The sequence below is a fragment of the Nonomuraea sp. NPDC052116 genome, from assembly GCF_040680035.1.
GTDB classification, from domain to species: Bacteria; Actinomycetota; Actinomycetes; order Streptosporangiales; family Streptosporangiaceae; genus Nonomuraea; species Nonomuraea angiospora_A.
Genome location: NZ_JBFAWA010000003.1, coordinates 137,310 through 164,277, shown reverse-complemented (window position 1 = coordinate 164,277; position 26,968 = coordinate 137,310). Strand labels below are relative to the sequence as shown.

Annotated in this window: 23 protein-coding genes; 6 read left to right on the top strand and 17 right to left on the bottom strand. The window is 70.9% G+C overall.

Annotated features, from left to right (window positions below; genetic code table 11):
- Window positions 1-13: 13 nt before the first annotated feature.
- From AB0L65_RS06420 to AB0L65_RS06400, 5 genes are all read right to left on the bottom strand, one after another.
- A complete protein-coding gene (locus tag AB0L65_RS06420) occupies window positions 14-2,416 on the bottom strand; it encodes an FAD-dependent oxidoreductase (RefSeq protein ID WP_364241034.1) in 2,403 nt (800 codons plus the stop codon).
- Between the two features lie 185 nt (window positions 2,417-2,601).
- Complete coding sequence (locus AB0L65_RS06415) at window positions 2,602-3,573, bottom strand: ABC transporter substrate-binding protein (RefSeq protein ID WP_364241823.1); 972 nt, start codon at window positions 3,571-3,573, stop codon at window positions 2,602-2,604.
- A gap of 30 nt (window positions 3,574-3,603) precedes the next feature.
- On the bottom strand, window positions 3,604-5,601 hold the full coding sequence (locus AB0L65_RS06410; protein ID WP_364241032.1) for an ABC transporter permease subunit: 1,998 nt from the start codon (window positions 5,599-5,601) through the stop codon (window positions 3,604-3,606).
- The gene (locus AB0L65_RS06405; protein WP_364241029.1) at window positions 5,601-6,659 is read right to left on the bottom strand and encodes a glycine betaine/L-proline ABC transporter ATP-binding protein; all 1,059 of its coding nucleotides are present in this window, start codon (window positions 6,657-6,659) and stop codon (window positions 5,601-5,603) included. The genes AB0L65_RS06410 and AB0L65_RS06405 overlap by 1 nt, the downstream gene beginning before the upstream one ends.
- Window positions 6,660-6,683: 24 nt before the next feature.
- Window positions 6,684-8,144 carry an aldehyde dehydrogenase family protein gene (locus AB0L65_RS06400; RefSeq protein WP_364241026.1) on the bottom strand — a complete coding sequence of 487 codons (1,461 nt, stop codon included), beginning with the start codon at window positions 8,142-8,144 and terminating at the stop codon, window positions 6,684-6,686.
- A gap of 221 nt (window positions 8,145-8,365) precedes the next feature.
- Here AB0L65_RS06400 and purU point away from each other — a divergent pair, with 221 nt between their 5' ends.
- Window positions 8,366-9,229: a formyltetrahydrofolate deformylase gene (gene purU / locus AB0L65_RS06395; RefSeq protein WP_364241023.1), complete on the top strand. Its 864-nt coding sequence runs from the start codon at window positions 8,366-8,368 to the stop codon at window positions 9,227-9,229.
- Window positions 9,230-9,274: 45 nt separating this feature from the next.
- Here the strand turns inward: purU and betA are convergent, their stop codons facing one another.
- Window positions 9,275-10,912, bottom strand: a complete 1,638-nt coding sequence (betA, locus tag AB0L65_RS06390) for a choline dehydrogenase (RefSeq protein ID WP_364241020.1) — start codon at window positions 10,910-10,912, stop codon at window positions 9,275-9,277.
- 127 nt (window positions 10,913-11,039) lie between these two features.
- Here betA and AB0L65_RS06385 point away from each other — a divergent pair, with 127 nt between their 5' ends.
- Window positions 11,040-11,813, top strand: a complete 774-nt coding sequence (locus AB0L65_RS06385) for an IclR family transcriptional regulator (protein ID WP_364241017.1) — start codon at window positions 11,040-11,042, stop codon at window positions 11,811-11,813.
- Here the strand turns inward: AB0L65_RS06385 and AB0L65_RS06380 are convergent.
- The 7 genes from AB0L65_RS06380 to AB0L65_RS06350 form a co-directional block, all read right to left on the bottom strand.
- Window positions 11,785-13,998 carry an FdhF/YdeP family oxidoreductase gene (locus AB0L65_RS06380; RefSeq protein ID WP_364241014.1) on the bottom strand — a complete coding sequence of 738 codons (2,214 nt, stop codon included), beginning with the start codon at window positions 13,996-13,998 and terminating at the stop codon, window positions 11,785-11,787. The two genes, AB0L65_RS06385 and AB0L65_RS06380, sit on opposite strands and share 29 nt — an antisense overlap.
- Window positions 13,995-15,107: an aromatic ring-hydroxylating dioxygenase subunit alpha gene (locus AB0L65_RS06375; RefSeq protein ID WP_364241011.1), complete on the bottom strand. Its 1,113-nt coding sequence runs from the start codon at window positions 15,105-15,107 to the stop codon at window positions 13,995-13,997. Before AB0L65_RS06375 ends, AB0L65_RS06380 begins: the two co-directional genes overlap by 4 nt.
- Window positions 15,108-15,135: 28 nt before the next feature.
- On the bottom strand, window positions 15,136-15,759 hold the full coding sequence (locus AB0L65_RS06370) for an MBL fold metallo-hydrolase (RefSeq protein WP_364241008.1): 624 nt from the start codon (window positions 15,757-15,759) through the stop codon (window positions 15,136-15,138).
- A gap of 70 nt (window positions 15,760-15,829) precedes the next feature.
- Window positions 15,830-16,915, bottom strand: a complete 1,086-nt coding sequence (locus tag AB0L65_RS06365; RefSeq protein ID WP_364241005.1) for an S-(hydroxymethyl)mycothiol dehydrogenase — start codon at window positions 16,913-16,915, stop codon at window positions 15,830-15,832.
- Between the two features lie 15 nt (window positions 16,916-16,930).
- Window positions 16,931-18,109 (bottom strand): FAD-dependent oxidoreductase, encoded by a 1,179-nt coding sequence (locus AB0L65_RS06360; protein ID WP_364241002.1) that lies wholly within the window; start codon window positions 18,107-18,109, stop codon window positions 16,931-16,933.
- A complete protein-coding gene (locus AB0L65_RS06355) occupies window positions 18,106-18,456 on the bottom strand; it encodes a bifunctional 3-phenylpropionate/cinnamic acid dioxygenase ferredoxin subunit (protein WP_185074514.1) in 351 nt (116 codons plus the stop codon). Before AB0L65_RS06355 ends, AB0L65_RS06360 begins: the two co-directional genes overlap by 4 nt.
- Before the next feature lie 73 nt (window positions 18,457-18,529).
- Window positions 18,530-19,297 carry a hypothetical protein gene (locus tag AB0L65_RS06350; protein ID WP_364241820.1) on the bottom strand — a complete coding sequence of 256 codons (768 nt, stop codon included), beginning with the start codon at window positions 19,295-19,297 and terminating at the stop codon, window positions 18,530-18,532.
- Here AB0L65_RS06350 and AB0L65_RS06345 point away from each other — a divergent pair.
- Entirely contained in the window at window positions 19,235-19,480 is a 246-nt protein-coding gene (locus AB0L65_RS06345) for a hypothetical protein (RefSeq protein ID WP_364241838.1), read from the top strand. The two genes, AB0L65_RS06350 and AB0L65_RS06345, sit on opposite strands and share 63 nt — an antisense overlap.
- 327 nt (window positions 19,481-19,807) lie before the next feature.
- On the opposite strand, the gene AB0L65_RS06340 is transcribed toward AB0L65_RS06345, so the two are convergent.
- Window positions 19,808-20,815, bottom strand: a complete 1,008-nt coding sequence (locus AB0L65_RS06340) for a hypothetical protein (RefSeq protein ID WP_355198612.1) — start codon at window positions 20,813-20,815, stop codon at window positions 19,808-19,810.
- Between the two features lie 353 nt (window positions 20,816-21,168).
- On the opposite strand from AB0L65_RS06340, the gene AB0L65_RS06335 reads away from it, so the two are divergent.
- The gene (locus AB0L65_RS06335) at window positions 21,169-21,558 is read left to right on the top strand and encodes a hypothetical protein (protein WP_364240999.1); all 390 of its coding nucleotides are present in this window, start codon (window positions 21,169-21,171) and stop codon (window positions 21,556-21,558) included.
- A 578-nt stretch (window positions 21,559-22,136) separates the two neighbouring features.
- On the opposite strand, the gene AB0L65_RS06330 is transcribed toward AB0L65_RS06335, so the two are convergent.
- Both AB0L65_RS06330 and AB0L65_RS06325 read right to left on the bottom strand, forming a co-directional pair.
- Entirely contained in the window at window positions 22,137-22,457 is a 321-nt protein-coding gene (locus tag AB0L65_RS06330; RefSeq protein ID WP_364240996.1) for a hypothetical protein, read from the bottom strand.
- A gap of 167 nt (window positions 22,458-22,624) precedes the next feature.
- Window positions 22,625-24,070 carry a lipase gene (locus AB0L65_RS06325; protein WP_364240993.1) on the bottom strand — a complete coding sequence of 482 codons (1,446 nt, stop codon included), beginning with the start codon at window positions 24,068-24,070 and terminating at the stop codon, window positions 22,625-22,627.
- Between the two features lie 159 nt (window positions 24,071-24,229).
- Between AB0L65_RS06325 and AB0L65_RS06320 the strand changes: the two genes are divergently transcribed.
- Window positions 24,230-25,450: a histidine kinase gene (locus AB0L65_RS06320; protein WP_364240991.1), complete on the top strand. Its 1,221-nt coding sequence runs from the start codon at window positions 24,230-24,232 to the stop codon at window positions 25,448-25,450.
- On the top strand, window positions 25,447-26,115 hold the full coding sequence (locus tag AB0L65_RS06315; RefSeq protein WP_364240988.1) for a response regulator transcription factor: 669 nt from the start codon (window positions 25,447-25,449) through the stop codon (window positions 26,113-26,115). Before AB0L65_RS06320 ends, AB0L65_RS06315 begins: the two co-directional genes overlap by 4 nt.
- 366 nt (window positions 26,116-26,481) lie before the next feature.
- Here the strand turns inward: AB0L65_RS06315 and AB0L65_RS06310 are convergent, their stop codons facing one another.
- The gene (locus tag AB0L65_RS06310; protein ID WP_364240985.1) at window positions 26,482-26,952 is read right to left on the bottom strand and encodes a hypothetical protein; all 471 of its coding nucleotides are present in this window, start codon (window positions 26,950-26,952) and stop codon (window positions 26,482-26,484) included.
- Window positions 26,953-26,968: the final 16 nt, after the last annotated feature.

Genomic DNA, 26,968 nt, shown 5'->3' with positions numbered 1-26,968 from the left:
TGAGGTCCTTTCCCTAACCGCGCAGCCGGGTCATCGCCGGGTCGAAGAGCGGCTCCTCGGCCACGACGGCCGGGACGCGCTGGTCGAAGTAGCCGATGTGCAGGGCCTGGCCCGGGCTCGCGAGCGAGGCGGGCAGCCAGGCGTAGGCGATGCCGCGGCCGACGGTGTAGCCGTAGGCGGCGCTGGTGACGTAGCCGACGGCCCGGTCGCCGTCGTAGACCGGCTCCTTGCCCATGACCACCTCGTCGGTCAGCAGGCAGGTGAGCTTCCTGCGGACCGACTCCTTGCGCTCCAGCAGCGCCCGGCGGCCGACGAAGTCGCCCTTGTCCAGCTTGACGGCGAAGCCGAGGCCGGCCTCGTACGGGTCGTGCTCGAAGGTCATGTCGGTGCCGAAGGAGCGGTAGCCCTTCTCCAGGCGCAGGCTGGTGAAGGCGCCGCGGCCGCCGGCCAGCACGCCGTGCTCCTGCCCCGCGGACCAGAGCGTGTCCCAGAGCTTGAGCCCCATGTCGGCGGTGGTGTAGATCTCCCAGCCGAGCTCGCCGACGTAGGACAGGCGCAGCATGGTGACGGGCACGTTGCCGATGAAGCCGCGGGCGCCGCGGAAGTACTTCAGCGCGGTCAGGTCGATGCCGGTCAGCGGCTGGACCAGGTCGCGGGCCTTCGGGCCCCACACGCCCAGGCAGCAGGTGCCGGCGGTGACGTCGCGGATGAACACGTCGGCGGGGCGGCGCCGCTCCAGCCAGTCCAGGTCCAGGTTGCCGTTGGCGCCCATCTGGAAGCGGTCGGGGCCGAGCCGGGCCACGGTGACGTCGCTGCGGATGCCGCCGTCGGTGTCGAGCAGCAGGCAGTACGTCACCGAGCCGACCGACTTGTGGACGTCGCCGGTGGTGATCCGCTGCAGGAACGCCAGTGCGCCGGGGCCGCTGACCTCCAGCCGCTTGAGCGCGCTCATGTCGTACAGCGTGACCGCCTCGCGGGTGGCCTGCGCCTCGGCGCCGACGATCGGCGACCAGTACCGGGCGGCCCACGCGCCGGGCGTGGGGAGGTCGCGCCCGTCGAGCAGCGGCGCGTTGGCGCCGTACCACTGCGGGCGCTCCCAGCCGGAGGCCTCCAGGAAGACGGCGCCCAGGTCCTGCTGGCGCGGGTGGAAGGGGCTCAGCCGTAGCGGGCGCGGGTGCTCCATCGGCTGCAGCGGGTGGATGATGTCGTAGACCTCGACGTAGTTCTGGCAGCCGCGATCGCGCACGTAGTCGGGCGCCAGCTGGTGCGGCTCGAACCGGTTGACGTCACACTCGTGCAGGTCGAACGAGGAGCAGCGGCCGTCGACCAGCCACTCGGCCATCGCCCGGCCGACGCCCGCGGAGTGGGTGACCCAGACCGCCTCGGCCACCCAGAAGCCCTCGACGTCCTGGGACTGCCCCATCAGCGGCAGGTGGTCGGTGGTGAAGGAGAACAGCCCGTTGATGCCGGACTCGACCTCCGCCTTCTGCGTGTCGGGCAGCAGCGCCTGGGTCTCCTCCCAGGCCTTGGCGAAGTCGTCGGGGGTGAAGGTGAGCACCGACGGCATCACCTCCGCCTCGTCCACCGCGAGGATCTCGTCGGCGGTGATCGGCATCGGCCGGTGGCCGTAGTAGCCGATGCCGAGCGTGTCGAAGCGCTCGCGGTAGTACAGGTCGGCGTCCTGGTGGCGGAGGATCGGCCGGGTGGCCTCCTCGGTCTGGCCGGCCAGCCCCGGCACCTGCCCGGTCCAGGCGAGCTGGTGGGCCAGCGGGGTGAGCGGCAGGTCCATGCCGGCCATGCGGGCCACCTTCGGGCCCCAGATCCCGGCGCAGCACACGACCACCTGGGCGGGCAGGTCGCCGTGGTCGGTCACCACCGCGCACACCTTGCCGTCCTGGGTCCTGATGTCGAGCACCTCGTGCCGGGGCAGCACCCGCACGCCGCGTTCCCGGGCCCTGGCCAGCTGGGCGTCCACCGCTTTGACCGCCTTGGCCAGTCCGTCCGTCGGGACGTAGAGCCCGCCGAGCACCTTGGCCTCGTCCAGCAATGAGTGCTTGGCGGCGCACTCCTGAGGCGTGAGCAGGTGGGCCTCGAGCCCCCACGCGACCGCCCAGCCGTGCCTGCGGTGCAGTTCGGCCAGCCGCTGCGGGCTGGTGGCCACCTCGAGCCCGCCGACCTGCAGGAAGCTGTCGAGCTCGACGAACTTCTCCGCGGTGTAGCGGGCCATCTCGGTCATCGTCTTCGACCCGTTGACCTGGAAGACCAGTCCGGGGGCGTGCGAGGAGGAGCCGCCGGTGGCGGGCACGTCCCCCTGGTCGACGACGGTGACGTCGGTCCAGCCTCGGGCGGACAGCTCGTCGGCCAAGGCCGCGCCGACCACGCCCGCGCCGATGATGACCACGCTCGGGCCCGTCATAGCCACCTCCGTTGTTGCGGTATATGCAACCAAACGCGCTTTCCGCAACAAGCGTCGCTCGCCGCATTCCGGGTGTCAAGGGGTGTTCTGTCTTATTCAGTACAGCCTTTCGGCCGGTGAGCGCACGCGTACGCCCGGCCCGATCGCGGCAGGACGATCGGGCCGGGCGCACGGCGGAGGAGCGGTCAGGTCGCGGGAAGCCAGGCCTTGACCTTGTCCGGGTTGGCGGCGACCCACTTGGCGGCCGCCTCCTCGGGCGTCATCTTGTCCTCGGCGATGTACTTGGCCACGAGGTTCTGGTCGTCGTTGGTCCAGGTGAAGTTCTTGACCAGGGTGTAGGCGGGGCTGCCCGAGTCCGCGAACTTCTTGCTCACGATCTTGTCCAGCTCGTACGGCGGGTAGTCGCAGGCGACCTTGGCCGCGTCGGCATCGCACCCCTTGGTGTACGCGGGCAGGTCCACCTTGACCAGCTTCACCTCGGACAGGAACCACTGCGGGTCGTAGAAGTAGCCGATGAGCGGCGTCTGCTGCTTCTCCGCCTGCCGGAAGGCCTGGATGAGCGCGGTCTCGCTGCCCGCGTAGACGACCTTGTAGTCCAGGTCGAGGTTCTTGACCAGCGCCGCGTCGTTGGTGACGAAGGACGGGTCGCCGTCGAGCAGCTGGCCCTTGCCCTCGGACTCGGAGGTCTTGAACAGCGAGGCGTACTTGTTGAGGTTCTTCGAGTCGGTGATGTCGGGATATTTCTTGGCCATCCACGGCGGCACGAACCAGCCGATGACGCCCTGGTTGCCGGTCGGCCCCGCCGAGACGGCGACCTTCTGCTCGTCGATGTACTTCTTCTTCAGGTCGTCGTGGGCCCAGTTCTCCACGACCGCGTCGACCTCACCGGTGGCGAAGCCCTGCCAGGACACCTCCTCCTTCAGGTCCTTCTTCACCACCTTGCAGCCGAGGTTCTTCTCCGCGACGAGCGCGATCACCGCGGCGTTGGCCTCGTAGCCCACCCAGGGGTTGACCGCGAGGTTGAACGTGCCGCACGTCTTGCCGCCTCCCGCGGCGGCCTGCTGGGTTTCGCCGACCTTCGCTCCGCTGCACGCGCTGAGCAGGAGGCCGCCGCCGGTCACGAGCGCGAGCGCCCTGATCCTGCCGCTTCTCGACATCGCCACTTGGTCCTCCTGTGTTCCTGTTCCTTATTTGTTCGCAAGCCCTCCGTGGGCGGCGGCGTCGGCCCGTTGCGTGGCGGCGCGCATGACGCGGTCGAGCACGATGCCGAGCACGACGATCGCGATCCCGGCGGCCAGTCCCTTCCCGCGGAGCTCGTGCTGGGAGAAGCCGGCCACCACGTCGTAGCCGAGCGCCCCGGCGCCCACCAGGCCGCCCACGACGACCATCGAGAGCACGTAGATGAGTCCCTGGCTCGCGGCCAGCGTCACGCCGCTGCGCGCCATCGGCAGCTGCACCTTGGAGATCAGCTGCCAGGTGCCCGCCCCCGCCGAGGTCGCCGCCTCCACCGTGGTGGGGGAGACCCGCCTGATCCCCTCGGCCACCAGCTTGATCGCCACCGGCGCGGCGAAGACCACGGCGGCGATGATCGCGGTGAACCGGGTCGGGCCGAACAGGCCGAGGATGGGCACCAGGTAGACGAAGGCGGGCATGGTCTGCCCCGCGTCGAGCACGGGACGCAGCAGGGTGTCGGCCCGGTCGCTGCGGCCCATCCACACGCCGGCGACCACGCCGAGCACCATCACCAGGATGGTCGCGACCAGCGTGGAGGCCAGTGTCACCATGCTGTCCTGCCAGAGTCCGAGCGCCAGCACCATCAGCAGCCCGATGGCGGTGACCAGCGCGGCCCGCGCGCTGCCCACCAGCAGGGCCACGGCGACCGCCACCAGGCAGACCAGCCACCAGGGCGAGCCGGTCAGCAGGGCCTCGAACGGGTTGAGCAGCCCGTTGGTGAGCGCGTTCTTCAGCGCGTTGGTGTAGGTCACCAGGCTGTCCTGCACCCAGGCGCTGGCGGTGTCCGCGGCGTTGCGCACGTACGAGCCGACGTTGGCCTCGATGGGGAAGTCCGCGGCCCAGAGGTAGGTGTAGGACTGGTAGGCCAGCACGGCCGCGATCCCGAGCACGGCCGTCACCTCGATGCGGCGCCGGCGCGCGGAACGCAGCCGGCCCGCGCGGCGCTGGTCCTCCACCCGCCGGCTGGCGGCCGAGGTCACCCGGTCGAGCACCACGGCCATGATCACGATCGCCAGGCCGGCGTTGAAGGCGGTCCCGACGTCCAGCGTCTGCAGCGCCTTGAGCACGGTCTTGCCCAGGCCGGGCGCGTCGATCAGGGCCGCGATGGTGGCCATGGACAGCGCGGCCATGATGGTCTGGTTGACCCCCACGATGATCGTCTGCCTGGCCATCGGCAGCCGCACGTGCCTGAGCGCCTGCATAGGAGTGGCGCCGAGTGACGTGCCCGCCTCCATCGTCTCCGGCGAGACCTGCCGGATGCCGTGCGCGGTGATGCGGATGGCCGGCGGGACCGCGTAGATCATCGTGGCCACGGTCGCGCTGGCCGGGCCGATGAGGAAGAACAGCGTCAGCGGCGCCAGGTAGACGAACGTCGGCATCGTCTGCATGAAGTCGAGCACCGGCGTGACCAGCCGCAGGAACCGGTCGCTCAGCCCCGCCCAGATCCCGAGCGGGATGCCCACGGCCAGCGACAGCGCGACCGCCGTCAGCGTGAGGGCGAGCGTGTCCATGCTCTCCTGCCACAGGCCGAGCAGGCCGAAGGACAGGAAGCCCGCGGCCGTCAGCGCCGCCACCTTCCTGTTCCCGCCCAGCAGGGCGACGGCCGTGGCGATCGCCACCACGCCGAGCCAGCCCAGCACGGGCAGGGGGCGGCCGAAGGACGGCTGGCTGATCAGCGCCTGGACGAAGGTCACCGCGTCGTCCAGGAAGAGCCGGATGTAGTTGATGAAGTAGAGGAAGAACGGGTTGCTGTTGCGGCTGTCGTCGATGACGTCCATGGCCTGGCTGAGGTCGCGGTGCAGCGGGGTCAGCTCGGCGCCGCCCAACTGCTGCGTGTCGCGCCCGCCGAGCACCGCCCAGCCCACCACCCAGGCCGCGACGACCAGGGCCAGCAGGAGCCTGCGGTCGGGCAGCTTGTGCAGCCTGGCGGCGACCGCCGTGACGGCCGCCATCAGTGCTGCCCTCCGGCGATCACTTCGAGGATCTCCGCGCTGGTGACCACGCCGAGCAGGCCGTCGTCCCCGGCCACGCGCACCGGGCGGTCGGCCGACAGCACGGTGTGCACGGCGTCGCGGATGACCACGTCGGGGCCGAGCTCAGGGCCGTCGAGGGGCTCGCCCTCCAGCGGCGGGCGCATGATCCACGACAGCGTCAGCACGTGCGAGCGCGGCACGTCGCTGACGAAGTTGGCCACGTACTCGTCGGCGGGCGCGCCCACCACCTCGTCGGGCGTGCCGACCTGGACCAGCTCGCCGTCGCGCATGATGAGGATCCGGTCGCCCAGCTTGAGCGCCTCGCTCAGGTCGTGGGTGATGAAGATCATCGTCTTGCCCACCTCGTGGTGCAGGCGGATGACCTCGTTCTGCATCTCGCGCCTGATCAGCGGGTCCAGCGCGGAGAACGGCTCGTCGAACAGCAGCACCTCGGGGTCGGCCGCGAGCGCGCGGGCCAGGCCGACGCGCTGCTGCATGCCGCCGGACAGCTGGTCGGGGTAGGAGTTCTCGAAGCCGGTCAGCCCGACCAGCCCGAGCACCTCGCGGGCCCGCTCGTAGCGCTCCTTCTTGGGGGTGCCGCGGATCTCCAGCCCGAAGGCCACGTTCTCCAGCACGCACCGGTGCGGCAGCAGCCCGAAGTGCTGGAAGACCATCGCCATCCGGTGCCTGCGCAGCTCGCGCAGCTTGCGGGCGTCGGCGGTGCGGATGTCCTCGCCGTCCAGCACGATCTCGCCCGCCGTGGGCTCGATCAGCCGGGTCAGGCAGCGCACCAGGGTGGACTTGCCCGAGCCCGACAGGCCCATGACGACGAACACCTCGCCCCGCCGGACCGAGAAGGAGACGTCGCGGACCGCGGCGACGCAGCCGGTCTGCTCCTTGAGCTCCGTGCGGCTCAGGGTGCTGCCGACCACGCGGTCGGCCTTGGGGCCGAACACCTTCCACAGGCCTCGGACGTCGAGAATGGGGGGTGCCTCGGTGTTGAGTGGTGTGCTTTCGGTCAGTGACGGGACGGTCATGACCACCTCTTCGTCGTCGGAGCGTCAGTTCTCTGGGAACCACCGCTGTGGGCGCGGTCGGATGTTCTGCCAGACGTGCTTGATCTCGCGGTACTCGTCCAGGCCGGTCGGGCCCAGCTCGCGGCCGTTGCCGGACTGCTTGAAGCCACCCCACTCGGCCTGCGGCACGTAGGGGTGGTAGTCGTTGATCCACACCGTGCCGTGCCGCAGCCGGCCCGCGACCCGCTGCGCCCTGCCGGCGTCCTGGGTCCAGACCGCGCCGGCCAGGCCGTACTCGGTGTCGTTGGCGAGGCGGACCGCCTCGTCCTCGGTCGTGAAGCGCTCGACGGTCAGGACGGGGCCGAAGGACTCCTCGCGCACGACGCGCATGTCCTGCTTGCACTCGTCCAGGACGGTGGGCCGGTAGAAGTGTCCGGGCCCGTCGAGGCGGCGGCCGCCGCAGCGCAGCACGGCCCCCTCGGCCAGGCCCGCCGCCACGTACTCCTCGACCTTGGCCAGGTGCGCGGCGGAGATGAGCGGGCCGGTGTCGGCGTGCGGGTCGAAGGGGCCGCCCAGGCGGATCAGCTCGGCCCGCCGTACGACCTCGTCCACGAACGCGTCGTGCAGGGAGTCCTCCACCAGCAGCCGCGCGCCGGCCGAGCAGACCTGGCCGGAGTGCAGGAACACCGCGGTGAGCGCGAAGTCGACGGCCGTGTCGAAGTCGGCGTCGGCGAAGACGATGTTGGGGTTCTTGCCGCCCAGCTCCAGCGCCACCCGCTTCACGGTGGCCGCGGCGGCGGCCATGACGCGCCGCCCGGTGGCCAGGCCGCCGGTGAAGGAGACCATGTCCACGTCCGGGTGCCCGGCCAGCGGCGCGCCGACCTCCGGGCCGGTGCCGAGCACGAGGTTGGCCACCCCGTCCGGCAGCCCGGCCTCGGCCAGCGCGCGCATCAGCAGGATGGCCGTGCTGGGGGTCAGCTCGCTCGGCTTGAGCACGAACGTGTTGCCCGCGGCGAGCGCCGGGGCGACCTTCCACGTGGTCTGGAGCAGGGGGTAGTTCCACGGCGTGATGAGGCCGCAGACGCCGATCGGCTCGTGCACGATGCGGCTGATCGCGTCGTCGCGGCCGGTGTCGACGACCCGGCCCGCGTCGGTGCCGGCGACGCCGGCGAAGTAGCGCAGGCTGGCCACGCAGTCGTCGATGTCGTATTCGCTCTCCACCAGGCGCTTGCCGGTGTCGCCCGACTCGGCGCGGGCGAAGGTCTGGCGGTCGCGTTCCAGCAGGTCGGCTACCTTGTAGAGCAGCGCGCCGCGCTCGCGGGCCGGCGTCGCGGGCCAGGGGCCGCCGTCGAAGGCGCGCCTGGCCGCGGCGATCGCCGCCTCGGTGTCCGCGGCGGTCCCCTCGGCCACGGTGGCCACGAGGTCGCCGTCGGCGGGCGAGTGGATGCGCCGCTGACCACCGGCGAGTGGTCTGGTCCACTCGCCCGCGATGTAGAGCTCGGTCATCGGCACACCTCGATAGTTGCGTATCGCGCAAGGCGCTGCTTAATGAGGAACAGGATTGACTCGTCTCCGAGCGTTCGTCAAGGGTTTGCCGGAATCACTGGCCAAATAAATACGTTGTGCTGTGGTTTGACCTTCTTGCCCCTTGACGTGCCAGGCCCGTGCCCTCAGTCTGTTGCGTATAAATCTCTTCTTTGCGTCATACGCAACACCGGGAGGGTGTGATGTCTCCACGTCCCGACCCTGGCCGCGAGTTCATCCTCACGGTGTCCTGCTCCGACAAGCCGGGCATCGTGTACGCGGTCAGCAGCTTTCTCGTCCAACACGGCGGGAACATGCTGCAGAGCAAGCAGTTCAACGACCGCGAGGGTGACAGGTTCTTCATGCGCGTGCACTTCGCCGCGCATGACGAGATCGAGCGGTTGCGCGAGGGGTTCACCTACGTCGCCGAGTCCTTCCAGATGAACTGGCAGCTGAAGGACGCGGCCACGCCCACCCGCACGCTGGTGATGGCGTCGAAGTTCGGCCACTGCGTGAACGACCTGCTCTATCGCCGCCAGGTGGGCGCGCTCAACATCGACATCCCCGCGATCGTCTCCAACCACCCCGACCTGGAGCCGCTGGCCGCCTCGTACGGCGTGCCGTACCACCACGTGCCCGTCACGGCCGCCACCAAGGACGAGGCCGAGGCGCGGATCCTGGAGCTGGTCGAGGAGTGCGACGCGGAGCTGGTGGTCCTGGCGCGCTACATGCAGATCCTCTCCGACGACCTGTGCAAGCGGCTGGAGGGGCGGGCCATCAACATCCACCACTCCTTCCTGCCGGGCTTCAAGGGCGCCAAGCCGTACCACCAGGCGCACGAGCGCGGCGTGAAGCTCATCGGCGCGACCGCGCACTACGTCACGGCCGACCTGGACGAGGGGCCCATCATCGAGCAGGACGTGGCCAGGGTGGACCACGAGCTCGACGCCGAGGACCTGGTCGCGGCCGGCCGGGACGTGGAGGCGCAGGTGCTGGCCAGGGCCGTGAAGTGGCACAGCGAGCAGCGCGTCCTGCTCAACGGCAACCGCACCGTCGTCTTCCGCTGACGCTCACGCACAAGGGCGGTGGGGGAGTGCCCCACCGCCCTTGTGTCATGCCCGGTGACGGTAGAACTCGGTCGTCTGCGGCGGCAGCGGCGTGTTGCCCAGGATGAGGTCGGCCGCCTTCTCCGCCAGCATCATGACCGGCGCGTAGATGTTGCCGTTCGTCACGTACGGCATGGCCGAGGCGTCCACCACGCGCAGCCCGTCGACGCCGTGCACCCGCATCGTGTCCGGGTCGAGCACCGACATCGCGTCCACGCCCATCCTGGCCGTGCACGAGGGATGCAGGGCGGTCTCGCCGTCCTTGGCCACCCAGTCCAGGATCTCCTCGTCGGTCTCCACGGACGGGCCGGGCGACACCTCGCCCGTGCTGAGCCCGGCCAGCGCCGGCGCCCCGAGGATCTTGCGGGCCACCCGGACGGCCTCCACCCACTCCCGCCGGTCCTGCTCGGTGGACAGGTAGTTGAAGCGCAGCGCGGGATGCCGCCGGGGATCCGTGCTCTTGATCTTCACCGAGCCGCGGGCGTCGGAGTACATGGGGCCGACGTGCACCTGGTAGCCGTGCCCGCCCGCCGGCGCCGAGCCGTCGTAGCGCACGGCCAGCGGCAGGAAGTGGAACATCAGGTTGGGGTAGTCGACCTCGTCGTTGCCGCGGACGAAGCCGCCCGCCTCGAAGTGGTTGGTCGCCCCCGGCCCGCCGCGCAGGAACAGCCACTGCGCGCCGATCCAGGGGTGGCGCCACTTCTGCAGGTTCGGCTGCATCGAGACCGGCTCGCGGCAGCCGTGCTGGATGTAGACCTCCAGGTGGTCCTGCAGGTTCTCGCCCACGCCCGGCAGGTCGTGCACGACGTCGAGGCCGAGCTCGCGCAGCTCGTCGGCGTTGCCGATCCCGGACAGCTGCAGCAGTTGAGGCGAGTTGATCGCGCCGCCGCACAGGATGACCTCGCCCGCGCGGACCCGGCCGCCGTCGAACTCGACGCCGACGGCCCTGTTCCCGTCGAAGACGATCTTCGTCACCAGCACGCGCGTCTTGACGGTCAGGTTGGGCCGCTTCATGACCGGGTGCAGGTACGCCCTGGCGGCGCTGAGCCGGCGCCCGCGCCGGATGTTGCGGTCGAAGCGGGCGAAGCCCTCCTGCCGGTAGCCGTTCACGTCGTCGGTCAGGGGATAGCCGGCCTGCTGCACCGCCTCGAAGAACGCGTCGTACAGCGGCGTGCTCGCCGCCCCGCGCTCCAGCACCAGCGGCCCGCCGTGGCCGCGCCACGGCGTGTCGGGGTCGGCCAGGCAGTTCTCCATCCGCTTGAAGTACGGCAGGCAGTGGGCGTAGTCCCAGCTCTTCATCCCGGGATCGGCGCCCCACCGCTCGTAGTCCAGCGGGTTGCCGCGCTGGAAGATCATGCCGTTGATGCTGCTGGAGCCGCCGAGCACCTTGCCGCGAGCGTGATAGATCCGCCGGCCGTGCATGTGGGGCTCGGGCTCCGACTCGTAGCGCCAGTCGTAGAAGCGGTTGCCGATGGGGAAGGGCAGGGCCGCGGGCATGTGGATGAACACGTCCCACGGGTAGTCCGATCGGCCCGCCTCCAGGACGAGCACCCGCGTGGCAGGGTCCGCGGAGAGCCGGTTCGCCAGCGCGCTGCCGGCCGAGCCGCCTCCGACGATGACGAAGTCGTATTGATGTGACGTCATGGTGCCTCGTCTCGCTCGCGCGTTTCGCCAAATCGTAGCGCTATACGCATTGCGTTTCACTACTCGCAACAGGAGATCTTTTGGTCGTACGTTAGACGGAGTTCCCTCCAGCACTTAGAGTTTCGCTATGGGCAACGATTCGGGCAGCGGGGGCGTGCAGTCGGTCGATCGGGCGATCAGCGTGCTGGAGATCCTCTCCCGGCGGGGCGAGGCAGGGGTCAGCGAGGTCGCCGCGGAGATCGACGTGCACAAGTCGACCGCGTTCCGGCTGCTCGGCGCGCTCGAGGCGCGCGGCCTGGTCGAGCAGGCCGAGGAACGCGGCAAATACCGGCTCGGCTTCGGCATCATCCGCCTGGCCGGCGGCGTCAACACCCAGCTCGACGTCACCCAGCGGGGGCGCCCGGTCTGCCAGCGCCTGGCGGAGGAGATCGGCGAGACGGTCAACATCGCCGTGCTCCGCTCCAGCTACGCGGTCAACCTCGACCAGGTGCGCGGCGCCTCGGCGGTCACCGCCTACAACTGGGTCGGTCAGATCACGCCCTTGCACGCCACCTCCAGCGGAAAGGTGCTGATGGCCCACCTGGACGAACGCCAGCGCGAGCGGGTGCTGTCCGACGGGGCCCTGGAGTCCTTCACGCCCCGCACCGTCACCGACCTCGACCGGCTCAGGGAGCAGCTGACCGAGATCAAGCGGGCCGGCTACGGCTACTGCCTGGAGGAGCTGGAGGAGGGGCTGAACGCCATGGCGGCGCCCATCCGCTCCTACCACGGCGACGTCGTCGCGGCGGTGAGCGCCTCCGGCCCCGCCTACCGCTTCACCGCCGAGCGCATGCACGAGCTCGCTCCCGTCCTGATCGGCGGGGCCGACGAGATCAGCCGCCGTCTCGGGTACGCCGGCTGAGCCGGATCACGATGCTCTTGGAGGTCGGGGTGTTGGAGGTCTCGGCCACCGAGTCGAGCGGCACCAGCACGTTGGTCTCCGGGAAGTAGGCGGCGCAGCAGCCGCGGGCGGTCGGATAGGCGATGACTCTGAAGCCCTCGGCGGTGCGCTCGCCGTCGGGCCACTCGCTGACCAGGTCGACCACGTCGCCGTCGGCCAGGTCGCGTTCCGCGAGGTCGCCGGGGTGGACGAAGACCACCCTGCGGCCGTTCTTGACGCCGCGGTAGCGGTCGTCGAGGCCGTAGACGGTGGTGTTGTACTGGTCGTGGCTGCGTACGGTCTGCAGCAGCAGCCGCCCCGGCGGCACCCGCAGGACCTCCAGCCGGTTGACGGTGAAGCCGGCCCTGCCGGTGGCGGTGGGGAAGCGGCGCTCGTCCCTGGGCGCGTTGGGCAGCGCGAAGCCGGCCTCCGCGCGGTCGTTGAAGTCCTCGAAACCGGGGATCACCCGCGCGATGCGGTCGCGGATCGCGGCGTAGTCCCGCTCGAAGCCCGCCCACGGCTCCTCGCCGAACAGCTCGCGGCCCAGCCGGGCCACGATCGCCACCTCCGACAGCAGATCCGGGGAGGCGGGCGCGAGCCGGCCGCGCGAGGCGTGCACCAGCCCCATCGAGTCCTCGACGGTGACGAACCCGGCCGGGTCGCGCTCGGTGCGGCCCAGCGTGGGCAGGATGAGCGCCCGCTCGCCGCACACCGCGTGCGAGCGGTTGAGCTTGGTGGAGACCTGCACGCTCAGCCGCGTGCGGCGCAGCGCCGCCTCGGTGACGCGGCTGTCGGGGGTGGCGCGGACGAAGTTGCCGCCCATGCCGACGAAGACTTTCGCCTCGCCGTCGCGCATGGCCCGGATGGCCTCGACCGTGTCCAGCCCGTGGCGGCGGGGCGGCTCGAAGCCGAACTCGGCGGCCAGCGCGTCCAGGAAGTCCTTCGAGGGCTTCTCGTAGATGCCCATGGTCCGGTCGCCCTGGACGTTGGAGTGGCCGCGCACCGGGCACAGGCCCACGTTGCCGCGCAGCAGCTGGAAGTTGACCACCTCGCGGATGGTGGCCACGGAGTTGCGGTGCTGGGTGAGCCCCATGGCCCAGCAGACGACGACGGACCCGGCGTCCCTGACGTCACGGGCCGTCTCCTCCAGCTCCTGCCGGGTCAGGCCGGTCGCCTCCAGCACCTCCGCCCAGTCCAGGCCGGTCAGGTGCGCCTTCCACTCCTCGAAGCCGCTGGTGTGCTCGGCGATGAACGCCTCGTCGGCGGTGTCGAGCAGCAGCAGCGACAGCGCCTGGAACAGCGCCAGGTCGCCGTTGAGCCGGATCTGCAGGAACCGGTCGGCCAGCCCGGTGCCCGCGGCCAGCCCGGACGGCCGCTGCGGGTTCTTGAAGCGCAGCAGCCCGGCCTCGGGCAGCGGATTGACCGCGACGATCCGCGCGCCGCCGCGCTTGGCCTTCTCCAGGGCGGTGAGCATGCGGGGGTGGTTGGTGCCCGGGTTCTGGCCGACCACGAAGATCAGGTCGGCCCGGTGCAGGTCGTCGAGCGAGACGGTGCCCTTGCCGATCCCGATCGTCTCGGTGAGCGCGGCGCCGCTGGACTCGTGGCACATGTTGGAGCAGTCGGGCAGGTTGTTGGTGCCGAACCGGCGCACCAGCAGCTGGTAGGCGAAGGCCGCCTCGTTGGAGGTGCGGCCCGAGGTGTAGAACACCGCCTCGTCGGGGCTGTCCAGCGCGCGCAGCTCGGCCGCGATCATGCCGAACGCCTGCGCCCAGCCGACGGGCTCGTAGTGCTCGACGCCCGCGGGCTTGTACATCGGCTCGGTCAGCCTGCCCTGCTGGCCCAGCCAGTAGTCGCTCATCTGGGCCAGCTCGCTCACCGGGTGGGCGGCGAAGAACTCGCGGGTGACGCGCCGGGTGGTGGCCTCCTCTGCCACCGCCTTGGCGCCGTTCTCGCAGAACTCGGCCGGGCTGCGGTGCTCGCCCTCCGGCCAGGCGCAGCCGGGGCAGTCGAAGCCGCTCTTCTGGTTGACGCGCAGCAGCGTCAGCGCGGTGCGGCCGATCCCCATCTGCCGGTGGGCGATGCGCAGGGCGTGGCCCACGGCGGGCAGGCCGCCCGCCCAGTCCTTGGGCGGGCCGGCCGTCAGGCGTTCGTCATCGTGCTCGTTCACCCGACGCGGTCCTGCACCCACTCGTGGAAGGCGCCGATGTGGTGCTCGCTGGGCACCAGCACGCCGCCCTTGGCGTACGTACGCGAGCCCATCTGCGGCTGGCACCGCTCGCACGCCTCGAAGTCCTGCTCGTTGACCCGGTGGAACAGCTCCACCGACTTGTCCAGGTCCTTGCCGCCCGCCACGACGCCGGGCAGGTAGAGCCAGTCGCACTCGACCACCGTGCGGTCCACCGCCAGCGGGAACATGCGGTGCACGATCACGTGGTCGGGCACCAGGTTGATGAACACCTGCGGCTTGATCGTGATCGCGTAGTAGCGGCGGTCCTGCTCCTCGCTGACGCCCGGGATGCGGTCGAGCCCTTCGGACCCGTCGACGGTGAAGCCCTGGATCTCCTCGCCGAACTCGGCGCCGTGACCCACGAAGTACTGAGCCGCGTAGCCGTCGGCGAACTCCGGCAGCACTTCGGTCAGCTCGGGATGGATCGTGGCGCAGTGGTAGCACTCCATGAAGTTCTCGATGATGAGCTTCCAGTTCGCCTTCACGTCGTAGACGATCCTGCGGCCCACCTCCAGGCCGGCCACGTCGTAGTTCTCGAGCAGCTCCAGCGAGCCGAGCCGCTCGGTCACCGCGCCCAGCACGTCCTCCTCGAAGGAGGGCGGCTCGTCGGCCAGGCACACCCACACGTAGCCGAGCCACTCGCGCACGTGCACCTTCACCAGGCCGTACTCCACCCGGTCCAGGTCGGCCATCTTGGTCAGGTTGGGCGCGGCGATCAGTTTGCCGTCCAGGTCGTAGGTCCAGGCGTGGTACGGGCACTGGAAGGCCCGCTTCACCTCGCCCGACTCCTCCGTGCGCAGCGTCGCGCCCCGGTGGCGGCAGACGTTGAAGAACGCGCGCACCGACATGTCGCGCGCCCTGGTGACGAGGATGCTCTCGGAGCCGACCTGAACGGTCTTGAACGAGCCCGGCTTGGGCAGGTCGGCCGAGCGCACCACGCAGAACCACATCGCCTCGAAGATGTTCCGCTGCTCCGCGGCGAAGATCTCGGGGTCCACGTAGTAGCGACCGGGGAGGGTGGGGATCACGCTTGACGTGGTGGTGGTCACGGGCAGTACTCCTCTGAGACAGGCCGGGTCAGTGCCCTCGGCGGATCCAGTCCTCGAGCTGCGGAGCCTCGGCTCCGATGCTGGTGTCCTCACCGTGTCCGGTGTGCACCACGGTCTCGCCGGGCAGCGTCAGCAGCGCCCGGCTGATCGACGAGATGATCGTCGGGAAGTCGCTGTACGACCTGCCCGTCGCGCCGGGGCCGCCCTTGAACAGGGTGTCCCCGGAGAACAGCACGCCGAGCTCCGGCACGTACAGGCACACCGCGCCCGGCGCGTGCCCCGGCGTGTGCAGCACGTGCACGGCGGAGCCGGCCACCCGCAGGAGCTGCCCGTTGGCCAGTGGCCCGCCGGGCGTGGCCGTCCGGTGGGTCAGCTTCCACAGCACCTCGTCGTCGGGGTGCAGCAGCACGGGCGCGCCGGTGAGCTCGGCCAGCTCGGGGGCGGCGTTGACGTGGTCGTCGTGCGCGTGAGTGCACACGATCGCGCTCACCCGGCGCCCGCCGACGGCCTCGGCGATGGCGGGGGCGTCGTGGGCGGCGTCGATGACCAGGACCTCCCGGTCGTCGCCCACCAGCCACACGTTGTTGTCGACCTCCCACGTCCCGCCGTCCAGACTGAACGTGCCCGAGGTGACCACGCGCTCGACCCGCATTACTGTGCCTCCTTGGCCGTGCTCCGCCCGGCAGTGCGGTGATGGATGTCCTCGCTTCGCTGCGGATCCATCACAGCGCCACCACGGAACGAAGCACCTCGCCGCGGTGCATCTTGGCGAAGGCGTCCTCGACGTCGTCCAGGCCGATGGTCTCGCTGACGAACGCGTCGAGGTCGAGCCGTCCCTGCAGGTAGAGGGAGATCAGCATGGGGAAGTCGCGGCTGGGCAGGCAGTCGCCGTACCAGCTGGACTTCAGCGCCCCGCCGCGGCCGAACACGTCGAGCAGCGGCAACTCCAGCGTCATCTCCGGCGTGGGCACCCCGACCAGGACCACGGTCCCCGCCAGGTCACGGGCGTAGAAGGCCTGCTGGTACGTCTCCGGCCGGCCGACCGCGTCGATCACGACGTCCGCGCCGAACCCGCCGGTCAGCTCCCTGATCGCCTCGACCGGGTCGCCGTCCTTGGCGTCGACCGTGTGCGTCGCGCCGAGGCCGCGGGCCCACTCCAGCTTCCGGGCGTCCACGTCGACCGCGATGATCGTGGTCGCGCCGACCAGCCGCGCGCCCGCGATGGCCGCGTTGCCGACGCCGCCGCAGCCGATCACCGCCACCGAGTCGCCCCTGCTGACCCCGCCGGTGTTCACCGCGGCGCCGAGACCGGCCATCACGCCGCAGCCGAGCAGGCCCGCCGCGGCGGGGGAGGCGGCCGGGTCGACCTTGGTGCACTGGCCCGCGGCCACGAGCGTCTTGTCGGCGAACGCGCCGATGCCCAGCGCCGGGCTGAGCGGGGTGCCGTCGGCCAGGGTCATCTTCTGGGTGGCGTTGTGGGTGGCGAAGCAGTACTGCGGGCGGCCGCGCAGGCACGCCCGGCACGAGCCGCACACGGCCCGCCAGTTCAGGATCACGAAGTCGCCGGGCGCGACGTCGGTGACACCGTCGCCGACCGACTCCACCACGCCGGCCGCCTCGTGGCCGAGCAGGAACGGGAAGTCGTCGCTGATGCCGCCCTCGCGATAGTGCAGGTCCGTGTGGCAGACCCCACAGGCCTGGACCTGGACCAGCGCCTCGCCGGGTCCCGGGTCCGGCACCAGGATGGTCTCCAGGCTGACCGGCTTGCCCTTGCCGGTCGCGACGACCCCGCGTACTTCATGAGCCATGATTCACTCCTGCTCTCAGCCGACCTGAACCGGCGCCGTTTCGAGCTGCCGCCGCCACCGGGTGAACAGCCGTACCTGGTTGACCCCGAGGACCGCGACCGGGCGGTCGCCCTGCCGGTAGACCGCGAGGAAGCTGTGCTCGGCCGGGTCGCCCTCCTCCACGCTGACCGTATCCGCGTCCGCGGCGTGCCCGATGAACTGGATCTTCACATCGAACTGGTCGGACCAGATGTAGGTGGGCCGCCGCGCCTCGGCGCGGGCGGTGCCGCCGGACAGCAGCGTGGCCGCCGCGACCGAAGCCCGCTGCCGGGCTCCCGTCCAGTGCTCGATCCTGTGATGCCTGCCCTGGACGGGGTCGAACCAGGCGGCGCAGTCGCCCACGGCCACGATGCCGGGGACGGAGGTGCCGCCCGCCTCGTCACACAGTACGCCGTCGCCCAGGTCGAGGCCGCTGCCCCGGAGCCAGTCGATGGCGGGTACGGCGCCGATCCCGACGACCACGACGTCCGCGGGCAGGTGGGTGCCGTCCGCCAGCCGTACCCCGTCCACCCGGTCCTCGCCGGTGAGGTCGGACACGACCGTGCCGGACAGCAGCCGCACCCCGCGCCGCTCGTGCAGCGCGGCCAGCGCCTCGGCCATCGGCACGCCGACGACGCGGGCCAGCGGCGCCGGGCCGGACTCGACCAGCGTCACGTCCAGGCCGAGGTCGCGGGCGGTGGCGGCGACCTCGGCTCCGACGAAGCCGCCGCCGATCACCACCAGCCGCCGGCCCGCCTCCAGGTCGGCGCGCAGGGAGCGGGCGTCGTCCAGGGTGCGCAGCGTGTGCACGCCGGCCAGGTGGCCGGTGGCGGGAAGACGGCGGGCGGTGGCGCCGGTGGCGATGACGATGCCGTCGGCCCGCACCGAGGTGCCGTCGCTCAGCTCGACGCGGCGCTCCCCGGGGTCCAGGGCCACGGCGGCCACGCCGAGCCGCCACTCCGCGTCCAGCTCCTCGCCCTCACCCTCGCTCTCCAGGGCCAGGTCGGCCTCGGCCAGGTCGCCGCGCAGGAAGTCCTTCGACAGCGGCGGGCGGTCATAGGGTCGGTGGCGCTCGTCCCCGACCAGCACCAGCCTGCCCCGGTAACCCTGGGCGCGCAGCGCCCTGGCGGTCAGCAGCCCGGCGAGGGAGGCGCCGACGACGCAGATCGTGTTCACACCTGCCCCTTGACGGTGACGCCCGGCGGCAGGTTGGGTGGCGCCTCGGACTGCTTGACATAGATGACGCCGTCGTCGACCACCACCTCGTGCGTGCGCACGGGGCGCTTGGCCGGCGGCGCGTCCACCTGGCCGGTGCGCAGGTCGAAACGCGAGGCGTGCAGCGGGCACTCGATCTCGCACCCCTCCAGCCAGCCGTCGGCGAGCGAGGCGTCCTGGTGGGTACAGGTGTCATCGATGGCGAAGATCTCGCCGTCCTCGGTGTGGAAAACCGCGATCGGCGGGTCGGCCTCGACGCGAAGGGCCTCGCCTCGAGGGAGTGACGCCAGTGGGCACGCTGGGATCATCCTGTCACCCCGGTTTCGTAAAGAGAAACGTCTAGCGCTATACGCAACAGAGTGAGGGTGTGACGGGGAGATGTCAAGGCTGATTTGTCGGACTTAAACCCCAGTGTCCGGCCGTCTCGCCGCGTCCGTGAACGCGGTGCGGCGGCGGGGAAGGCGAGGAATGCCGGACCCCCGGCGAGTACGGCCATCCCGCACCGGCACAGCACCGGCAGCCGCTCACCCACGACGCCCAGCACCGCCGGCGACGGTTCGCCCGCGACGCCCGGCACCGCCGGCGACCGCTCGCGCGCGACGCCCGGCACCGCTGCGGAGACCGGCCGGCCACTGCGTGCCGCTTCCCAACAGCACGAGCAGGACCAGGAGCGCCGCCGCACCGAACATCGCCCCCCGCCACCGCACCGGAGGGATGCCCCCGTGCAATGAGCTTCCCGCCGACGAACGAGTAGGCGGCGTGCGACAGCCCGGCGAGCCCGGCCACCACCGCCCGGCCACCACCGGCCGCCCAGGAGCACGCCGTCTGATGCGCCTCCTTGAGGCCAGCGGGGCTCCGGCGCTCAGTCAGCGTTTCCCGGCCTCGGCCAGCACGTCGTCGACGGTCCGGCCGCTCACCTTGAAGCCGGCCGGCAGCTCTCCGGGACGGGTGGCCGACAGCCGGTCGTTCTCGTAGGACTCTCCCGGCTTGGCCGGCCTGCCCAGCTCGAAGTGCACCACGCCGGGCGTGCCCTGAGCGCCGGGAGAGGCGTCTGCGCGCGCGGTGGGGCCGGATACGGACTGCGTTGTGGGAGAGCCCCAGCATCGTGGCGATCTCCCTGCGGTCCAGGCCCTCCCACGGGACCAGCACGAGCAGTTCGCGGTCGTCGTCGGGAAGCGTCGCGAACGCCCGGGCGATCGCGTTCCGCTCGACGCTGTGGTCGGCGAGATCGCCGTAGATGTCGGCCATCTCCGCATCGAGGTCCCGGTGCCGCGCCCGGTGGCGCAGCGCGCTGCGCGGTGGTCGGCCGGCACGTTGCGGGCCACCCCGTAGACCCAGAGCCTCGTTCCGCGCCCGGGGGTAGTTCGTGCGCCAGACGATGACGAAGGTCTCGGCGACGACGTCGGCCACGTCCTGCGGCGAGTCGCAGCGGCGTCCGGCGTAGGCGGTGATCTGGTCGTAGGTCGCCCGGCAGACCGCTTCGAACCTGTGCGTGTCAGCTGACACAGGCGGTTCCCAGCTTCCGGTACGGGTACGAACGCTCCCTTCACGGGTGGAGGCGTCCCGATCATTTCGCCCGGAATCTTGGGCGGCCTCGCCGCTCTCCGGCCCGGAGTGGTTCTTGGAGAGCGGCGAGGCGCGCGTCACGCGGGCAGGGGCTCAGCCCGTGTAGTCGGTGGTGCGGGTCTCGCCGGACGGCCACAGGTATCTGCCGTGGTCAGCCGTCGTGAAGTTCTTGTTGTCGTCTCCCGTACGGGCCTGGATGAGGTTGCGGCGCCAGGTGGAGCCGCGCGCCGATCCGCCCCAGATGTTGCCGTACAGGAAGCCGTACAGCTGCTCGAGTTCGGCCGAGAAGACGTTGTCGGTGACGGTGATGTTCGTGGCGTTGTTCTCGACGCCGATGCTGAGCGCGTATCCCCAGCCGGAGACGTAGTTGTTCGTGACCGAGATGTGGTCGTAGACGCCGTTGCCCTGCAGGGCCAGCCCGTTGGTGTTGCCCAGGGAGGCCAGGGTGTTGTGGTGGACGATCATGGGTCCGCCGTTGCCTTCGCTCTGCGGGCCTATGCCGTCGTGGTGGTATTCGTCATGCGACGTATCCGCCATGTCGTGGATGTAGTTGTTCGTCCACGTTGACGGGCGGTCCGGGAAACCCGTCACCATGATCATGCCGGCGTTGCCCCAGATGTCGTTGTGGTCCATGACGGCCACGGCTTCCTTCATCGTCGTGGCGAGCTGCCAGGAATCCTCGAAGGGCGTGCCCGGCTTGGTGTGGGACGACGAGACGGTGCCGTCGTTGCCGGGCGGCATCGCGTAGGAGCTCGGCTTGAACGTCGAGTACAGGAACTTGATGTTGTTGTCCGAGTAGATCTGGACGAGGTTGTCGTTGGGGTTGGTGCCCTCGAACAGGCAGCCGACGAACGTGAGGTTGTCGCCGTAGATCAGCACCTTCAGGCCGAGGAAGCGCTTGTAGGAGATGACGCTGTTGTCCGGGAACTCGAGCCTCAGCGGTTTGTCGGCGCTCATGCCCGCCGCGTAGTCGGTGAGCTTGCCCGGGTACGCGCCCAGCCCCAGGCCTCCAGCGTTGGCCGGCGTGTTGGCGTAGCCGGTGTTCGAGAAGTCCGGCCAGTAGCCTGAGCCGTCATTGGGCCGGGCGTCGATGGGGTTCACGACCTCCTCCGCACCGCGCGCACGGAATTCGCCGCCGGTGACGACGCTCGTGGAGAGGGCGGCGGCGAGGCAGGCGAGGGCGACGGCGGCGGAGAAGGAGCTCCGGGCGAACGCGCGGACGAGGGGTAAGCGCCGGCGATTCTCGACGTCCTGGCGATGTGATGTCTTGATGTCGTGCTCCGATCGGGGTCGACTACGTGTCCTGCCCCGTGCCGTCCAGCGGCAGAGGCGATCTTTCGGCACCACGTAGTGTGCCGGGGGGACCCGGTGTTTCGGGCGATTTCTTATGACCACATGGCGCAGCCGAAAACTGTCTCCCCGTGATCACCCGCGCTCTTGCTGGGGGAAAAGGTGTGAGTCGAGGCGAAAAGAGCGGAAGGTTTTCGCGCTATTTCCTGATGTCAGAGAACACACCCGAAGTGGCGGGCGATGCGCACCGGTTCACCGGTATGCACGACGAATACCGACAACGCGTCTGGGCCTACGTGGTCGGTCGCGCGGGACGGCAGGTGACGGACGAGGTGACCGAGCCCGATGGGCGTCCTGCGGGCGCCGGCCGTCCGGTCGCCGCCCCTCCCAGGACCGTGCCGGGGACGCGGGTGAAGCTGTCGGCGCACGACATCCTGCCAGCTGCCGCGCAGAAGGCCAGCCGCGTGCGAGGCGCGGCGGCGGTGCAGTCACCACATGCCCGCCACAGCATCCGACGGCTGCGACCCGGCGTACAGCGCGTTGTTGATCGTTGAACTCGCTGCTGCGCACCGCGATCCGCCCAACCCCGGCCACGGCCAGCCCACTGCACGCGGCCGGCGCCGCCTCGGATAGCGGCTCGGTCGAGAGGCTCGCCCGCCCACTGCACGCGGCCGGAAGCCGCTACGAACAGGGCTCGGCCGATAGGCTCACCCGCCCGCTGCGCGCGGCCCGACGCCGCCACGAACAGCGGCCCGGCTGAGAAGCTCACCCGCCCGCTACGCGCGGCCGGAAGCCGCTCGGTCGAGAGGCTCGCCCGCCCGCTGGGCGTCACCAGCCCGTCCGGGTACGAGAAGTCCGGCAGCAACCGCCGCGTGTACGCCATCGGCAGGAAGATCAGCAGCCGCTCGGCCGCCCACGGCTCGACGCCGGCCCCGGCCAGTCGCTCCCATGCCTCCTTGTTACGCGCGGTTCCGTACCCGCACAGAACGCGGCGTCTCCGTACCCGCATACAACGCGACGCTTTCCCACCTCGACAGCGGCGTCAACCTCCGTCGGCGCAACCCTGCTTCCGGCCCGAGGGTGCCCACGTCCAGCTCGAACCGTCCGTACGGCGGTCGCGTCGCATCGGCTCTCAGCGGACCTGTGTCGAGGCCTCGACGACGTGGCAGCCTTGGGCGTCGCCGGAAGCGGTGGACCACGTCCCTTGCTGGCCGGAGACCTTGGTCACCCACGGGCCGACGATCGTTCTCGTGTAGGGGTAGTGAGCCGAGTTGCACTTCGCGGCAACCCGGTAGCTGCCGAAGCCGGACGCGCACAGTGCGCCCGCCACGTTCGTCGTCGTGTTGACGGAAGTGAAGCAATTCCATACTTCGGCGTGCGCCGGGGTGGCGATACCGGCGAGGACTATCGCGCCGGCTGCCGCGGCAGCCAGGGCCCGGAGGACGTTACCCATTGCGTCTCCTTTGCGCCTTCAGTTTGGCTTACGCGCTTCATGCTTTCGCGTGCGCATGATCCGGGGACAGGGCAGCAGGAGGGCATCTACCGGCCATTTCGTATCAACGCGAGCACCCCGGTGCCGGCTACGAGCCGCCTGACCGGGGAGCCACAGGAACTCACGGGTCAGGGGATGAGGGAGACCTCGGGGAAACGAGTGTCGGGGCCCTCGAACAGGCGGGTCGGCTTGCCCCGCAGGTGCAGGTCGAAGAAGGCCCCGACGTAGGCGCGCTGGGCCGCCACCGAACGGCCGGGATCGATCGTACCCACGTAGTCCGCGAGCGGCACCTTGGGGAGCTTGGCCGCGATCTGGGGCAGCAACGGCTGCAGGTCGGTGAACGAGCCGTGGGCCGCACCCTTGAAGCGCAGCTCCCGCTTCCACCCGGTCGAGGCCCGCCAGAACGACTTCCAGCTCGGCTCGCTGTCACGCGTATGGGTTTCGGCCGCCAGCTGCAGGAACGGCCTGGTCACACCGCGTGTGGAAACCGGGCCGACGTAGGAGCCGTCGAGGTTTACGGCCGCGTCCACGCGGGCGTCGTCGCGGGTCAGCTGCGCGGCGACCGACCCGCCCAGTGACTGTCCCAGTGCCCCCACCCTTGAGGCGTCGAGCGCGCTGTGCATCCCCTTGGGCAGCTCGCCGCCGATCGGGCGGCCGTGGGCCAGGGCGGTGACCTGGTCCAGGACGTACCGCATGTCCGCCAGGCGCGCCCGCGCGTGGTCGGCCAGCAGCTTGGCGATGACCTTCGGCGTCAGCTTCGCGGGCAGCGGCAGGGCGCGTACCAGGCGTCGGCCGGGGAACGCCACCTGGTCGGCCTCGTAGGTGTGGTCGACGGTGACGACCAGGTAGCCGCGCGAGGCCAGGTCCTCGACCAGGGCGGTGCCCAGCGTTCGCGGCCCGCCGTCCCCCGAACTGAACAGCACCACCGGCAGCCTGCCCGCACGCGGCTCGACCGGCGCGCCCACGCGGGCGTGGGTGCGCGTGGCGGCCCAGGCGACGGCGCCCTTGGCGATGCCCAGGGGCGGCGCCGAGTGCCGATCCCAGTCGGCGGCGGCCAGTGGCTCCATGTGCGGAGCGAGCGGCCCGCCGCCCGCCGCCGGGTACCACAGGCTGATCATCAGTTCCCGGTACGGCTTGGCCGCCATCAGCGGATCGGGCCGCGAACGGTCCACCAGCCGCATGGCCACGGTCCCGACCGGATAGGGGCCGCCGGGCGCGGGCAGGCTCACCCCGATCGGGCTCCCAGCGTCGGCACCGGCGTCGGCACCGGCGCTGGACGAGGGCAGGGAGACCGCCAGCACCAGCACGGCCAGCCCAGCGACCCTGCCCGCCACCCTGCCCGCCGCCTTGCCCGCCGCCTTGCCCGCCGCCTTGCCCGCCGCCTTGCCCGCCGCCTTGCCCGCGACCCTGCCTCCGACCCTGCCCACGACGGTGCCCGCGACGGTGTGCGCGCCTCTGCTCGCGACGGTGCCCGCGGCTTTTGTGATGGCGAATGCTGGGCTCTTGGAGACGGTGGACGGGCCGGTGGCCTGGGCGCGCATGGCCAGATCAGGATTTTTCGTGACAACGGACATGCGAAAGCTCCTCCATCGGAAAAGGGACGTCCGACAGGCTGACACCTGGCACGCCCGCGGCACAGCGGCGGAGGTAGCACGCGCGCCTGCGACTTTCGGATGACGGTCATCCCCGAGGACGAGCGGGAGCGAACCCGCAGGACAACTAGGGTGAAGCGCATGAACCCAGCCGACCGTCTGGCGGCCCGCCTCACCGCGCTGAGCCGATGGTCGACCTTGCCCGCCGACGCGCCGCTGGCCGCCGTGCTGTTCCTGGCCACGCTCGGGCCCGGCCAGGTGCTGTCGGGTCCCCCATGGCTGCTCGCGCTGCAGACGGCGCTGGTCGCGCCGTTGGCCTGGAGACGGCGCGCTCCGATGACGGTCCTGGGCGCGATCGGCCTGGCCGCCGCCGTCCAGTGGGCGCTGGACGTACAGCTTCCCGCCGACGCCGCCCTCCTGGTGGCCCTGTACACGGTCGCCGCGCACCGCCCGTGGCGCCACACCCTGCCGGCGGCGCTCGCGTTGCAGGCAGGGGTGCTGCTGGCCGCCGCCCGCTGGGCGCCGCCCGGCCAGTTCCCCTTCACGGTGGCCGCGCTGAGCGCGATGGCGGCCGCCGCCCTCATGGCCGGCCTGTGGATGCGGGTACGGAGGGCGTACGTGACCTCCCTGGAACGCGACCGCGAGCAGCGGGCCCGGCTGGCCGTCGCCGGAGAACGCGCACGGATGACCCGCGACATGCACGACATCGTCACCCACAACCTGTCGGTCATGGTGGCGCTGGCCGACAGCGCCGCCTACGTCCGCCACAGCGCGCCGGACCGGGCCGCGGCGGCGATGGAGCGCATCGCCGCGACGGGACGCCAAGCCCTGCAGGACATGCGCCGCTCCCTGAACACCGGCCACGCCACCTCGGACGAGGACTGCCTCGACGAGATGCTTCAGCCCGCGCCCGGGATCGCCGAGCTCGCTCCGCTGGCCGAACGGATGCGCGCGGCCGGGCTGGCGACGGGTGTCCGGGTGGCCGGTGACGCCGGGGCGGTGCCCGCCGCCGCCCAGCTGACGATCTACCGGCTGGTTCAGGAGGCGCTGACGAACACGCTGCGGCACGCGTCCGGAGCCCGCGCCGAGGTACGGGTCGACGTATCGTCGCGCTGTGCCGAGGTGGAGGTCATCGACGTTCGCGAGCCGGTCATGCCTGGCAACTCCGGGCCTCTCGCTCCCGGGCCTCTCGACTCCGGGACCTGGGTGTCGGGGCCCCGCTCCGGGCTCCGGGGCGATGGGCGCGGGATCGCGGGTATGCGGGAACGGGTGGCCGCCTACGGCGGGACCCTGGACGCCGGGCCGGTGGCGGGCGGCGGATGGCGGGTGCTGGCCGTGCTGGACCTGGGAGCGCCACGATGATCCGGCTGCTGATCGCCGACGACGAGTCGCTGCTGCGGATGGCCTTCCGCATGGTCTTCGAGGCCGAGCCGGACATGGAGGTGGCCGGGGAAGCGGACGACGGCGAGCAGGCGGCCCGGCTGGCGCGGCACCTGCGTCCGGACGTGGTGCTGATGGACGTGCGCATGCCCGGCCTGGACGGCATCGAGGCCACCCGCAGGATCGTGCGCGACAGCCCGCGCTCGCGCGTGCTCATCCTGACCACCTTCGACCTGGACGAGTACGCCTTCGCGGGGCTGAAGGCCGGAGCGGCCGGGTTCCTGCCGAAGAACACGCGGCCACCGGAACTGCTGAGCGCGATCCGCAACGTCGCGGCCGGAGAGGCGGCGCTGTCGCCGCGCGTCACCCGACGCGTGCTGGAGAGGTTCGCGCCGCAGATGACGCCGGGACCCGCCGAGCGGGACGAACGGTTGGCGCAGCTGACCGCGCGCGAGCACGAGGTGCTGGTGCAGGTGGCGCGCGGGCTGTCCAATGCCGAGGTCGCCGCGGCGTTGCACCTGGCGGAGGCGACGGTCAAGACGCATCTGAGCCGCGTACTGGTCAAGCTCGGGCTGCGCGATCGCGCCCAGGTGGTGGTCTTCGCGTACGAAACCGGCCTCATCCGCCCCTCCACCCCCGACTTCTGACCACCGCGCCCGAACCACCGTTCACATGGAGGCGGAGCCAAAAGGAAGGCCCATAGACGCAGCGACTCCAGGCGTCACAGCGGTCCCCGCGCGGTCGGCCAACTCTGCGAACGGCCACTGCCCCAGCCGGTCCCCGCGCGGCCGGCCAACTCTGCGAACGGCCACTGCTCCGGCCGGTCCCCGCGCGGTCGGCCAACTCCGCGATGGCTGCGGCCACCCCTCCTGCGCGCCTGCCTGGTCGCGGGCGGCGATGGTGCCGAAGAGGCCGAATGGGCCGCCCGCCGGTCGCTGACGCGCAGCACCGGGGCGAGGTCCTGCCGCAGGTGCCACCGGTCGGGGTCGGCACCGGCACCAGGCCGTCGCTGGTCAGTGGCAGCGCATGTCGAACCCGGGTTCGTGATATCCGTCGAAGAACTCCACGATGACGCCCTTGAACCCGCCCCGCCATGATCCGCTCGGGTTGACGTACACGGTGCCGAAGAGCGCGCGGCCTTCGACCCCCTCGATCGCGGCGAACTCGTAGTAGCGTGCGATCTCGGCGTCCGGCAGCTTGGTGAGTAGGGACATGCGGACCAGATAGTCGCAATGATTACTGTTGCCCGATTGGAGACCCACCGTGCCCTCTACGCCGCGATCATCTGGCTCCGTGTCGGGCGGGAGCGGGAACATGCTCACCCGCTCCTCCAGCCGGGCCAGCTTCTCGTCGTTCCGCCACTCGGGGACCTTGAACACCAGGACGTAGGCGACGACGCAGGCAAGGAGCCCCAGGCACACGTAGAACGGCCACCTGCTCCGCTGCTTCGGTAACCCCTCCGGGGCCGCCTCGGTCAGCACCATGCCATCCTCCAGCACG